This is a genomic window from Adhaeribacter arboris (assembly GCF_003023845.1).
Lineage (GTDB): Bacteria > Bacteroidota > Bacteroidia > Cytophagales > Hymenobacteraceae > Adhaeribacter > Adhaeribacter arboris.
Window position 1 is genome coordinate 5,373,844 of the sequence record NZ_PYFT01000001.1, and the last position, 13,136, is coordinate 5,386,979.

The window sequence follows — 13,136 nt, forward strand, 5'->3', positions numbered from 1 at the left end:
CCATATGAAAAGAAGGTTTAGTTCGATAATACTCCGAGCAGCCTAGTTTTAAAGTAACAGCGATTCCATTTTTGTAAAACGGAACCCGAAACTGGATGCTTTTGGATGGATTCTCGAAAAGATAGCAGGCCGGAACGAATTTCTTCGACCATGATCCTTTTCTCTTTAGACGAATAAGCTTCTTTTACGTTTCCTTTTAATTCCCTTTTGTTCATAGCTTTATACTCTTGGTGTAAAGCTATTTCAGGAGTTTACCGTTTCCTTTTATATTTATAACCTTAACCCCTCGTCTTTCAAATCTAGCTTTTTCATGTGGAGAACAATCAATTTTTAGAACATAAGCTTGGCGCCTGAGATTACCAAGCCTATCTTTAATGACCTGCCAAATTTGCCTAAAATCGGTATCATCCAAACTGTAACCTATAAACAATGGAGTTCTCATAATTAGCAGATTCGCTAAATATGTTGCTAGCATAGGATTTCTACTTAAAAACCTGTCATAGTCTTCCTCTGTTATAACGAGCCTATTTGGATGATGCAAATCTCCATGCAATTTTAAGATGGTTATTCCATCACTTGTATTTGCAATTGAAAGTTGGTCTTCATCAATTATTGGTCTGCAATATTTTGGAATTAAAGAGTATCCTTGTTCAAGTAAAAATTCAAAGTTTGTGGTGCATACCATATCAAATTGAAGCTCACAAAATGCCTTGTGGGTTTTCCCTGGTTTAACAGAGCCAAGTAACAGCAAATCCGTAAGCTTCTCAATTAGATTAGTTCTTGAATATTCGTGACAGTAAGCAGATATAGCATCGAGGGCATTCGTGTATTTATAATCTTGAATATTCGCTGCGACGGCTCTTCCCAGTTCATCCCAATCTAGCATCTTTTTGTTTCTTGGGATTTCTGCATTTTTAGAAAAGCCTGCTCCAATGATAGGCAAACAACGGTTACTCACTAAGTCATCCAAAAATGGTTTAGGGAAGTATTCGAGGTACTTGTATTTCTTCATACTGTTTTGCTGTAATGCAATATCCCCTAACTAGCGAGTAGGCACAACGGAATCAACGAATATACTATATATTTGAAATAATATAAATTAGCAGAGAGTGGAACACCCAAATTCTTCTTTTAAATAATCCTACCGAATATATATTAGATCAAACCGTATCATATCGTATCATTTATTTAGTAAAAGTGCTTTATTTGTAACATGAGTAATAATGTATTCTCTTTTACAATTAACTTAGATTGGCCATTAGTTAATCTCATCAGCCAAATTGATCGATTTGATGCTTCCTGGTCTTCTATCGAGCGAAAAGAAGGACAAAGTTTAAAACAGCTTAAATCTATCGCTACTGTCAGAAGCGTGGGTGCCTCTACCCGTATAGAAGGATCTCGGATGAGTGATGAGGAAGTAGAAGTTCTGCTAAACCAAATTAACATTACCAAACTAGAAGACCGGGATTCTCAAGAGGTAATGGGCTACTTTGAAACGCTAGATATTATATCCGAATCTTTTGAGGATATAGCTATTACTGAAAGTAGTATAAAGAATTTGCACAACATCCTAATGAAATATAGTAAAAAGGATGTCTGGCACAAGGGTAATTACAAGCAGCATAGTAATGCGGTAGAAGCCAATTATCCGGATGGTACCAAACAAATCATCTTCCAAACCACTGCTGCCGGATTTCCCACAGAAGATGCTATGCGCGCCTTGATTGCCTGGTACCACCAGGATGCCGAAACGCATCCGCTGGTAAAATGTGCTTTATTTACATACGAGTTTTTAAGCATTCACCCTTTTCAAGATGGAAATGGCCGCTTAAGCCGGCTGCTCTCTACTTTACTGTTACTAAAAACAGGCTATAAATGGACACAGTATGTCAGCTTTGAACATGAAATAGAAAACCGAAAAGCAGAGTACTACCGAGTTTTAAGAAGTTGCCAAGCTCAGCGACCTCGGGAGAATATAAGCGATTGGGTGAATTTCTTTTTTGATGCCCTAAAAAAAATACAAGAGCAGTTAATGCAAAAATTAGAAATCAAGGGGGTAGAAGGTCAATTATCTCCTCGAGAAAAATCTATTATGGCGTTCATTGGAAATCATCCTGGTTGTAAATCAGGCGATATTGCAAAAAAATTAGCTATACCTAATCCAACTGTAAAGCGGATATTGTCCGATCTATTTAATAAAAGCCTTTTGGAAAAGCATGGAGTTGGCCCAGGTACAAATTATACGATTGCTTAATATCCTATTTTACATTAGTTAAAGGCTGGTTCTTTAAACGGTTAATAGGAAGCTGAACTATCTAGGGAAGAGCAGAAATAAGTGGACAAAAAACCCTTCTATTTTTCCTACTTAACTCAAGTTGCGAGCTATTAGACTAAATTAGTGAGCGTAAAAGCGAAGATAAATAAGATTATTTTAAGAATGAATCCTTGGGCAGTAACGGCATGAATCTTCTTAGGGAAGAAGTTAGTGATGCCGGAAAAAGTGGTTTCGATGCGTTTTCGGTAATAGTTTTTAAAAAAGCTACGTATGGTTCTTCTTTTCTTTTGGCCTTAGATTTACGGCAGACTCGTAACTCCACTTGTTCACATTCGGCGAACAGATCTTCGAGTTCATAGCAGGTATAGCCGCTATCGGCATAAAGCTGGCTCTGTTCCGGCAGATAAACTGGCATAGCTTTTAGGGCGGTTACATCGGCAAAAGAGCCGGCATGGATATAAAATTGCACCGGCAGGCCAGCCTCTGTGGTAATCACTTGTACCTTAAAACCGTAGAAATAACGCCTCTTACTAGCATTTTTACCGCGGTAAGCTTCATTTTGCAAAATATAACACCGGTTAATCCGGATGTTATCACAAACCGCTCCGGGAAAGGAATCGATTAGATAGCGACAGCCCGTATTGAGTTCTTTCAGGCTTTGGCCTAAACAAGGCAATAAGCGGATTTTGCCGGCCCTGTAAACGGCGGATAAAGCCGGATTTGTCAATCATCTTAACCCCGTGGTGTTCTTTCAAATAGGTGCAAGAGGAAGAAAGATTGCCATAGAAGTAGCGGGCAGCCAGTAAAGCGGTGGTGAGTATTTCGGCATCGGAAATCTTGCAATGAATATCACTTTTTCTACCAATAGTGTGAAAAAATCGTCAATAAAGCAGTATATTGCAATGGTCTGTTCTTTCATGGCTTTTACATTTTGATGGTTCCCAAGCTTTAAAACGTATTTGATCATGGGTAGGACAGACTTCTTTTTATATCCCGCAACTTGAGTTAATTAAAAAAAGCGGTTTTTCGGGCTTGTGGCTGGTTAGAAAAACTGGGCAAAAAAGAGTAGTATCTTTCTTGAAAGAAAGAATAATCCTTAAGGTACCACTTCCTGCTTGATCATTCGCTGTAACAGGTGAAAGGCCGAACCAGTTACCTGAACCAGGTAAATACCATTGGGCACGCCTTCTAAGTTAAAATCTATTGCATTATAGCCAGCAATAACCGGTATGATCTTAGTCTGAAGGATTTTTCCGGTTATATCGCTAATAATTACCTGCACCTTTTCGGAGGCAGCAGCCGTTATATTTAAAGTAAACTGGCTCGTTGTTGGATTGGGATAGATGGTTATATTAGGAAGTGAGCTTCCTTCCCGTTTAACTGAAATAATCGGGCTAGTTGCTGTTTGGCTGCTAGTATCCACCAGGATTAAACGATAATAACTTGTTCCGTTTACACGTTGTCCGTCCGGAAAGGTATACGTTAGAAGCTGCTGGCTGGAGCCCGCTCCTTTCACTTTACCAACCACCTGAAAAGAGATACCATCCAAGCTTCGTTCTACTAAAAAATAATCATTATCTTTCTCGTAAGAGGTCTCCCAATAAAGCAGGACTTGATTTTTGTTATTTTTAGCGGTAAATGTAACTAGCTCTATTGGTAGAGCCACATTTATCGCATTTTCCCGGAAAGCATAATTGGGGGTAGGCTCCGTACCAAAAGTGGAAGGATCAAAAAAATCTACCCAACCATCCTGATCGGTTTCGTGGTAAAAACTATTACCCACATCTAAATAATTGAAAATACCATCTGCATCATCGTCTTCCAACCAATCCGGTACCGTGTCGCTATCGGTATCCAAGTTGTTTCTATAATAAAGAGCGGCCGCGTTATTACCCGCATTTGTGGCGTTAGTAGTAAATTGAGTAGCTAAGGCTTTTAATTCTGTTATAGAATAACCCACATTCGACGCCGGATTGGAACTGTCGTAGGCTTCGATAGCGTCTTGATACCGATCATTATCACTGTTTAAATCCAGATAGTCCGGGTAATTATCGCCATCCAGGCCAAAGTTCTGCGGATTTAAAGGCACTCCGTTGGTAGTACACCCGCAGGTTCCATCGTATCTATCGTCTATTCCATCCCGATCGGCATCCGTTCCAGCGGGTAAAACCGGGGTTTGGCCAGGAGTTGCCTGAGCTTCCAAGTAATCGCGCAGTCCATCATTGTCCGAATCAATATCCAGGAAATTTTTTAATCCGTCTCCATCCCGGTCGTCCAAGCTGGCATTGGTGAGTGTCAGGGAACTGCTGGGAATCCCATTAGCATTTACTAGACTGGTCAGGCGACCCGTATTGTTATCGTAATCGGTAGCAGGTACAAAGCCATAAGGTGCTTGTTCCACTACGTCGGTAATACCATCCCCGTCCGAATCCAGGTCAAAAGCATTAATAATGCCATCCCTGTCTTTATCAAAAGTATCATTCACTCCGTCGTTATTGGTATCAACCCAGACAATGCCCCCACCCGGAGTAGTATCCCGAAAGTTAGGTAAACCATCATTGTCAATGTCGGTGGTTGGATCAACCCCATTCGATTCTAATGTATCCGGAATACCGTCATTGTCATCATCTAAATCCAGAGCATCCGCAACCCCATCGCCATCCGAATCCAATGGATTAAGCGTAATATCGCACACACTCTGCAGGTTGGTTAAACTGCCCGTGCTGGCCGTATATCCAAAATAAACCGAGGGATTATTCCCAAAAACGGTACTGACAAAATCTTCGGAATATTGCTGGCGCAGGACCCCGTCAAAATAAACATATAAGGTATTGGAAGTATTTTTCCAGACAATTTGAATCAGGTGAGTGGCATTGTCTTCCACGTTAGCCGAAGTACTGCTCATTTGTACCGCGGGTAATACCGGTTGCCGTTCCTCGCCATTTTTGAAAATAGCAATGTGGTCCGCGGCAAGGTCCGTGGTTATATTAACATTATTATTATTATGAGTGTCAAATTCAATCGCTATGGAAGGGGTTATCCCGCCGGAGCGCGGCGTGGCAGCACTGGCCCCGTGCCCAAAGCCAATACCTTCGCCGGGCGCCCCTACCGCAAATAACGGATTACTGGTACGCTGAAATCCAAAAGCTATTCCGTCCGCTCCATCGTGGTTCCCAAAAAAAGCGTGGAAACTAATTTCAAAAGCATTGCTTAACGAAATGGGGGTGGCCCGCCAAACTTGGCCCCGCTGGTTGGCTACATCGGCGGTTAATTGATAACAATTTTCCCCGGTTTTAATGGCGTTGGCATTAGCCTGGTAATTATCATTGGTGATGACCAGAGTTAGGGGTAAATCAATGGTTCTGCCGCCTCTAATATCGGTGAGTGTCACCGTAGAATTGTAAGTGCCTGCTACTACCGTGGTACTATTTACCGTAATATTGCCGTTGGCATTCAAGGTTAAAAAAGCGGGTAAGGCTGTGCCGGTTACAACTGCCTCGGTAATAGTGCCATTCGGGTCGGTCGCAGTGGCTAGGATGGCGCCATTTTGCAGCCCGAATTTAGAATATCCCGTAGCGGCCGTGTAGGTGTAAGTAGCTGCATTATCGGCCGTAACCGGGATAATATAATTGGCGGTAGTAGAAGTGGCCGCGGTAGGTGTATTTTTATCGGTCGCCGAATAAGTGAACGTCGCATTACCGGTAAAACCCGCTGCCGGTGTAAAGGATAAACCACTGAGCTGATTATTCGTAGCGGTGAAGCTGTTGCCACTCGTTACCGCCACATTGTTAATATATAAGGTACCCGAAGTAGGTGCCGAAACAATTCGAAAGCTGCCAATGGCATTACTACCCCCATCCGGATCGGTAGCTACTAAATTGGCGATAGCTTTTTGCAGGGCGGTATTCGCCACCTGGGGAGAGGTGGTGATGGTACCAACGACGGGTGCTTCGTTGACATTCGTTACCGTTACCGTTATAGTTTGGTCATCGGTTAACCCCCCGTTATCGGTTACGCGAACAATAACCGTATACGTATTACTGCCGGCAGCTGAACCAGGCGCTTCAAAGTTGGGGTAGGGACTGTTAAAACTAAGAGCCCGGGAAGTAGGATTTAAGGTAAACTTACCCGCATCCGCTCCCCCCACAATGGCGTAAGTCAGGGTTCCCACATTTTCATCCGTCGCGTTAACCGTAGTCACAGCAGCAATGTTTTCGGCCATGGAAATAGAAGCGGTGGCTAAGCCACCGTTGGAAGAAATAACCGGAGGCGCATTCGCCGTACCAAACACCTGAAATTCAAATAAAGAGTACCCGTAAACGTTATTTCTGGCCGTGCCATTCATGCGCACGTAGCGCCCATTTCCGGTTAAACCCGTATAATTCAGGTAAGAACCAGAAGTGGTGTTACCGGTTACCGTCCGGATAGTTGTCCAACTACTTTCTACCTCCGGATTAGCGGATGCTACCTGTAATTGATAATCCCGGCCACTTGCCGCTTCCCACCAGAGGCTTATTTGCGTAATATTATAGACGGCTTGTAAATCCACATAGATCCAGGCGGTAGCACCCGTGTTACTGGACCAGCGCGAGTTTCCGGTGGTATTACCATCAAACGCCAAATCAGCGGTGTAACTCGTCATCATTTGGACCGAGGAGGCCGTAGCCGGTTTGTTTAAAGCTAGGTTAACTTGGGCAAAAGATTGGCTAGTAGAAAAAATAAGAACCAGTAACCAAATTAGATTTAAAAATGGAGAGAGAAGCTTTTTACTAAAAGAGAAACGTGTTCGCATAGCCAGAAAAAATAGCTCGAAACCGTAGTCGGCAAATGAACCAAAATGGAAGGTACAAAGAGTAGTGCATAAAAAAGTGAAATACCAACTAATAAGGCATAAAATGCCAATAAATAATGGGATAGTTTCATTGGTAGTACAATTTTATGAATCAGTTGCTTCTAAGTACCGGTAACAAGTAGCCCGGGAAATACCCAGAATCTTTGCGATCTCTTCCGCTCGTTTACCAGATTCGGAAAGAACTTTCGCTGACTTGGCTTTTTCTTGTGCTTCGGGCGTTAAACCACCCGGTCTCCCCCCTGCTCTACCCCGAGCTCTAGCGGCTACTAAGCCGGCTTTGGTTCTTTCCTTGATGATCTCCCGCTCAAATTCGGCCAGGGAAGCAAAAATGTTAAAGGTAAAGCGACCAGTGGAAGTAGCCGTATTAATCCCATCCTGTAAACTCACAAAGTCCACTCCCCTTTTTTGAAATTCGGCGACCAGGTCAATCAAATCGCGTAAGGATCTACCCAGTCGATCCAGCTTCCACACCACCACCGTATCACCAGCTCGGAGCTGCCCCAAGAGCTTCTCCAGCTCTGGTCGTTCCTTGTTTTCCCCGACTTCTTTTCCTGGAAGACCATCTCACAACCTTGTTTGATTAGAGCGTCTAGTTGCAATTCTAATTTTTGATCCTGGGTGCTGACCCGGGCATAGCCAATTTTCATATTTGTCTCACGAATGCCATTTCAAATATACAAAATTACTTTTGATTTGTGAGATGCTCATTTGAGACGGATTTTAGCGAGAAAAAGCCTCTTTTTCGAGGCTCTATTTTCGTCTCAGAAAACGGTCTAATAAAAAAATTCAGGTAGCTCTTGGTTCACGTAGATATTCGCTTGTAACACCTTATATTTGTAGAGTAAGCAATTGGTAGGCTTTTATCCCGAATAATAGGGGTTCTCATTTTATTTATCGTCCTGAACAATCTAGTGCAGGCCTAGTAAAACACTAAGGCAGGATGAAACTTGTTGTAAAATTTGATTTATTCCCATTTGTTTTAAATCTATACTAGTTAGATCCTTATACAACTGGTGTTTGACTTTATCGAGCGCTTTACATTAGGTTTGAAGATTGATTAAAAGACAATATCAATAATCACTGACACAGTTCAGTTTACTCTCCCTTCCGTTTACCCTCCCATAAAAGTTGGCAACTAGTTAACTCTTAGCTGAAATTACTTTCATCAGAGCAGTATAATACGCTGCCTCTTCCTTTCTACCCGCTTTCTCATATAAATCAATAGCTTTTCTATAGTAGTTTGTATTTAACGGCTGTCTACTTAGTAGATATTCCATTGTTTCAATTGCCTTGTCATTTTTTCCCTTTGCCATAAATTCTTCTACTCTTGCCAAGTATTTGCTATCCTCCTGATAATTGTAAAAACCATTATTTGGGAAATAACCTACCACTACTATTGATTCATGGAAGTATGTAGGAATATTTTCTACATTCACATTATAATCTGCTCCAGAAAGTTTAAACTGAACTGGGATAACCACATAAAAGAAATCGGAGGTATCATTCGTAGGCAGCCACTTACCATCCGTTAGCTTGGCCACCTGAAAAAATTGATCTTTAAAGGCTTTAGGCACTTTATTCAAGGTTCCTATATCTTCAATTGTACCACTTTTTTTTACCTTAATAACTCCTAAAACAGTGCAGACTTCTGGGTTGCTCATCATTTCCCTGGTTAGTCTTGTGGATCTGGCGAAATGTTTCAGTAAGACCTCTTCGCCTTCCTTATACTGAGCAGCATTTTTAATTTGCCTTAGATCACTGGAAGCTATCTGAGCCAAGCTATATTGATGAACAAGACCAAGTAAGAGAAATGTCAGGATATAGTTTTTCATAATGGTATATAAAGCAAGTCAGTATTACTAGTAAAGTAGCGAACAGTTAAGCAAGCTATCAATACTGATTTTTCAGTATTGTTAGCTTGCTTTACAATGTTAGATTGTTGCCTCATTCTTTATATGTTTTCTTTTCCTCTATAAATCAGGAGGCGACAAAGGCAGTAAAAGTCCCAAACAGTCCGACTCCAATAGTCATTAAAAGTGCGGCTATTACCCGCCCTTCGGTAGTAACTAGAAATTTGTCTCCGTAACCTACTGTGGTAATTGTTACATAAGCCCACCATAAAGCATCCTCCGCTGTTTTAATATTACTGTTTGGATCCGTTTCTACTTGCAGAATGGCAATGGCTGAAAATAACACCATTAACACGGTAATGGTAGCTCCTGCGGAGAAGGTGCCTTGAACTCTGTTTTTGAAGATGTGATTAACCAGGTGCTTAGTAGAACGAAATGCTCGTAGAATCCGCAATAATCGAATTAGCCTAATAGCTCAACCTGCTCTCAAGAAATCTACGGCAGGAATACTGGAAATTAAGTCAATCCATCCCCCGCGCATAAACTTCAACTTATTATCTGATTTATAAAAACGGTAAAGAAAATCTGCTAGAAAGAAAATACAAATGGTATTATCTAGTAGACTAAGTAGTGGGGATATTTCAGGAGGTAGTTTAAAAATGGTTTCTACAATCAGGGCACCTAAAACGTAAATGGCTAAAACAATAATTAATAGATTTAGTAAGCCTAACTTTTCATTATAATTAGCTTGCATCCTGTATGGAGTATTTCTCTAAAGTAGGAAATTTCTCCATACAGGATATTAAAATTAGAGTAAGCTATTTTCTTGCTGCATTTGCTCTAGGATACCTATATCCAATTATATGGCAACTGCTCGCTAATTTAGGGAGTGGTTCGAATCTTTCTCTCTCCGCTAATTTTTAAATAGTAAAAAACTCCTTAAATATTAATCAATCATTTTCTGATAATTAACGTAAAAACTACGCCATTTTTAAGAAAGTAATTATGGCCACCGACTCTTCTAACTTCGCCTTAAAAAGCTTAATTGAACATATCTGCATTTTCCAAAATTATGATCAATTACGGGCGTACGGGATCACCGTGCGACCCGACATCCTTATTCAAGGAAAACTAATTGTCAAATATCAGGGTAATGAATTCAATTACGGGAACGATCCACCCGCGTTGAAATCTTGCTTGGAGAGAATTCTTAAGTTGTAAGTGGCCTTCTGCCTGAATCAGGTTATTTGCCTATAAGGCAGAAGAACGCTCCCATAACTGTCTACTTGTATAAATTTGAAGTAGATTGCCGGCTAAGCTTATTTAAATTAGTCCAAGTCCATAACCATATAAGCCTTAGGTTAGGAAGCGCAATAAAAGTATACGTACTGGTTAGTTTGGCATTATATTTAATATATTATATAAATATATAATGAAACTCCACGACTTTAACCGGAATATTCATGAACAGAGGGCCTCTTTGGTTTGAGCTAAAGGAGAATTCCTAGTTGCTCGCATCAGTAGTGTATATAATATCTGCCTGTACTTCATGGGTAGTTTCTTTGCTAAGGCCTTTTATCGAATAGCTGATAAAGAGATAGATTTAGTGAGGGAGTTTAAAAGCACCTCTTTTCTAAATACTTACCTAGACAATATACATCTGGATTCTATTAGCTTATGAATTGTGGTTTGTTTATAAGATAGTGCAGGTGTCACTAGGCAAGGCTTAATAGTAATTCCCCTACTCTTATTATTTTAAAATTATCCTTTTGTTAAATCCTTAGAAAATAGCTATATGCAAGGTTCTCTTGTATTACTTTGGTGAAAAATAATGCCTCATGAATCAAAGAACAAAGATACTTATAACTGGTCAAGATTGCCCCAGATTAACACTACCAATATATTCCTTGGGAAAGGACAAGGATGATAAAATAATAGATACTCCTATTCCAAGCTATAAGAAATTAAGATATTACCTTCATAAAGATGATGAACTGGATAAAATTTTTTATAATAATGATAACTTTAAAATTGCGTTTGAAGAGGAGGCAAAATCTATGGATAATGATGAAGTCATAGATGATTACAGTGACGATAACTACAGTGATGAGGACTATGATTTTGATGATTTCAGATATAAGTAATTAGGGGCACCACTATTTACCATTATCAATTTCACTATATATGTTCAATGTGCTAGAATATTGTTGTTAGTGGTAATTAACACTATGCTTATAGTATGCGTACTACCATCTAAAAAGCCATTCCATTACTCAGATATCTATCTTGTTCGTTCTACTAATAGGTACCTTATCTCGATAAGATTAACTGTTTGGAAGCTACCTGTTTGCCATTCACCACTAAGGTGTAGATGTAATTACCCGCTGGTAAGTCATTCCCATTCATCTGTATCTCCCCACTAGCAGGAGCCTGTAAAGTTTTTACCAGTTTTCCCGTAGCAGAATTATAGACAAGAATTTGAGCAGTAGCATTAGCAGGAACAGTGTAGCGGAAAGTAGTAGTGGAGTTAACTGGATTAGGAGTGTTTTGTTCCAGTGAAACGCCTAATGAACCTGAATGCTCGGAATTGTTACTTCCACTCATTCTACCACCCGCTTCTAATTTAGCAATTTTATCTGTTAGGATATTGATAGTTTGCTGTTGTTCCTGCATAGCCTTAATCATGATAGGAATCAGTTCCGTATAATTTACGGCTTTTGTATTCAGAATGTCTCTTGTAACTGGTTGGGGATCTATCCTTGCATTGGCAAGATCTTCGTTTGCAGAGGGCCTCATTTCTTGAGGTTTATTATTAACTTGAGTATCCGAATTCAATGCAAAAGGCATTTCGTTTACCAGATTAGGTAAAACTTGTTCTAAGTCCTGGGCTAGTAAGCCATAGTGGTTACCTTTAGGCAATTGAAGAGAGGCATATTTTCCATCTTCCCGGTACTGATAGTATTTAGGATTAAGCTTGTTTATTATATCTATTGCATTGCCAAAGTCCTGTATATTTTTCTTGATTTCTTTATCGCTGGGTAGGTAGGAGCCATACGTAAAAACATTGCCTTTAAAGGCTCCGGCATAAACACCAGAGGCCGTTGATCCAGTCTCAGCCCATAAACCATGGTTGGAACTGGAGTAAAAGTTTCCCCCATAATTTCGGAAACTAGATCCCCAAACCGCAATATTGCTGTTGCTGGTCCCAAAAACGCCAATCCCACTGCTGGTAAACCCATAAACCCCATAACTACTACCCACGCCATAGATGCCCGTATCCGTACCTCTACCGTACACTCCAACATTGCCATTCCCATAAACTCCGGTACTAGTGCTGCTATAACCATTCACGCCATAAGTACTGCCCGTACCATATACGCCCCTTTTACCCGTACCAAATACCCCCGCACCGTCGGCATTTTCACTGGAACCATAAACACCATAGGTGGCTCCCTGACCCTGAACCCCGGTTCCGGTACTACTGTTGCCATACATAGATATTCCACCCCCTTCTACGTGCAATTTAGCAGCGGGGGAATTAGTACCGATGCCTACGGGTCCGAACACATACAAGCCATTGCTGGGAGGAACTACATTGGCCCCGATAGACACGCCACCAGCATTATGGGCCAGAAACTTGGTTACTCCATTTACCTGGACCCGAAAAGGAATTTGACTACTAGTACTATTCACGTGGAGCTTGGCATTCGGCGCTTTCACGCCCAGTCCCCATAAACCTGCCCCAGTAACTCTGCCCCTTTCCAGGTTATTTGTTTCAAAGATGACCGAATAGCCGGTGTTGGAACCTATCTTTTCCGCTGTAGTAAGATTATTTCCACCCAGCTTCCATTGAGCTTGGATATCAGAATTAGCTAAAAATAGGAAGCCTAAGGCGGTAAGGGTAATTCTTTTCATAATGTTGAAGTTAAGGTAGGTGACAGGAAATGCTTAGTTCAGGAGGGCAGACGAAACAAGTTCCTTTTAGTAGGTATGCTAAAAGGAACTACCAGGGTGGAGGAATCTTGCAAGCTAAAGCTTTAAGGTATCAGAATGCAAGAATAATTTTAGGAAATACTCGGTTCATGTACCGACTAAATTATTCAATAATAACCATTTAACCAATATGCTTCTGGAGGATATAACCAAGTCGTTCGCCATA

At 40.8% G+C, this 13,136-nt stretch carries 8 protein-coding genes and 3 pseudogenes; 2 read left to right on the top strand and 9 right to left on the bottom strand.

Features of this window, described 5'->3' with window-relative positions; all coding sequences use genetic code 11:
- Positions 1–17 precede the first annotated feature (17 nt).
- Together AHMF7605_RS21795 and AHMF7605_RS21800 are read right to left on the bottom strand one after the other, a co-directional pair.
- Positions 18–215: a hypothetical protein gene (locus AHMF7605_RS21795; protein ID WP_106932123.1), complete on the bottom strand. Its 198-nt coding sequence runs from the start codon at positions 213–215 to the stop codon at positions 18–20.
- Between the two features lie 23 nt (positions 216–238).
- Entirely contained in the window at positions 239–1,012 is a 774-nt protein-coding gene (locus AHMF7605_RS21800; protein ID WP_106932124.1) for an SIR2 family NAD-dependent protein deacylase, read from the bottom strand.
- A gap of 201 nt (positions 1,013–1,213) precedes the next feature.
- Here AHMF7605_RS21800 and AHMF7605_RS21805 point away from each other — a divergent pair, with 201 nt between their 5' ends.
- Positions 1,214–2,254, top strand: a complete 1,041-nt coding sequence (locus AHMF7605_RS21805; protein WP_106932125.1) for a Fic family protein — start codon at positions 1,214–1,216, stop codon at positions 2,252–2,254.
- A gap of 131 nt (positions 2,255–2,385) precedes the next feature.
- Here AHMF7605_RS21805 and AHMF7605_RS21810 read toward each other — a convergent pair.
- The 6 genes and pseudogenes from AHMF7605_RS21810 to AHMF7605_RS31195 form a co-directional block, all read right to left on the bottom strand.
- Positions 2,386–3,194, bottom strand: a pseudogene (locus AHMF7605_RS21810) (IS982 family transposase).
- A 177-nt stretch (positions 3,195–3,371) separates the two neighbouring features.
- Positions 3,372–7,067, bottom strand: a complete 3,696-nt coding sequence (locus tag AHMF7605_RS21815) for a lectin-like domain-containing protein (protein ID WP_106932126.1) — start codon at positions 7,065–7,067, stop codon at positions 3,372–3,374.
- 144 nt (positions 7,068–7,211) lie between these two features.
- Positions 7,212–7,457: a helix-turn-helix domain-containing protein gene (locus AHMF7605_RS31185; protein WP_394336240.1), complete on the bottom strand. Its 246-nt coding sequence runs from the start codon at positions 7,455–7,457 to the stop codon at positions 7,212–7,214.
- Positions 7,431–7,774, bottom strand: a pseudogene (locus AHMF7605_RS31190) (recombinase family protein); the annotation flags it as partial. The pseudogene AHMF7605_RS31190 and the gene AHMF7605_RS31185, both read right to left, overlap by 27 nt.
- A 492-nt stretch (positions 7,775–8,266) precedes the next feature.
- On the bottom strand, positions 8,267–8,959 hold the full coding sequence (locus AHMF7605_RS21825; protein WP_106932127.1) for a tetratricopeptide repeat protein: 693 nt from the start codon (positions 8,957–8,959) through the stop codon (positions 8,267–8,269).
- A 145-nt stretch (positions 8,960–9,104) separates the two neighbouring features.
- Positions 9,105–9,731: pseudogene (locus AHMF7605_RS31195) on the bottom strand (potassium channel family protein).
- 1,084 nt (positions 9,732–10,815) lie between these two features.
- Between AHMF7605_RS31195 and AHMF7605_RS21840 the strand changes: the two are divergent.
- Positions 10,816–11,121: a hypothetical protein gene (locus AHMF7605_RS21840; protein ID WP_106932129.1), complete on the top strand. Its 306-nt coding sequence runs from the start codon at positions 10,816–10,818 to the stop codon at positions 11,119–11,121.
- A gap of 166 nt (positions 11,122–11,287) precedes the next feature.
- Here the strand turns inward: AHMF7605_RS21840 and AHMF7605_RS21845 are convergent, their stop codons facing one another.
- Entirely contained in the window at positions 11,288–12,892 is a 1,605-nt protein-coding gene (locus AHMF7605_RS21845; RefSeq protein WP_106932130.1) for a tail fiber domain-containing protein, read from the bottom strand.
- Positions 12,893–13,136: the final 244 nt, after the last annotated feature.

What these genes read in the sequence shown, in the direction of transcription:
- AHMF7605_RS21845 (WP_106932130.1), bottom strand. Translation starts at nt 12,892, where the DNA reads ATGAAAAGAATTACCCTTACCGCCTTAGGCTTCCTATTTTTAGCTAAT.
- AHMF7605_RS21795 (WP_106932123.1), bottom strand. Translation starts at nt 215, where the DNA reads ATGAACAAAAGGGAATTAAAAGGAAACGTAAAAGAAGCTTATTCGTCT.
- AHMF7605_RS21825 (WP_106932127.1), bottom strand. Translation starts at nt 8,959, where the DNA reads ATGAAAAACTATATCCTGACATTTCTCTTACTTGGTCTTGTTCATCAA.
- AHMF7605_RS21815 (WP_106932126.1), bottom strand. Translation starts at nt 7,067, where the DNA reads ATGCGAACACGTTTCTCTTTTAGTAAAAAGCTTCTCTCTCCATTTTTA.
- AHMF7605_RS21840 (WP_106932129.1), top strand. Translation starts at nt 10,816, where the DNA reads ATGAATCAAAGAACAAAGATACTTATAACTGGTCAAGATTGCCCCAGA.
- AHMF7605_RS21800 (WP_106932124.1), bottom strand. Translation starts at nt 1,012, where the DNA reads ATGAAGAAATACAAGTACCTCGAATACTTCCCTAAACCATTTTTGGAT.
- AHMF7605_RS21805 (WP_106932125.1), top strand. Translation starts at nt 1,214, where the DNA reads ATGAGTAATAATGTATTCTCTTTTACAATTAACTTAGATTGGCCATTA.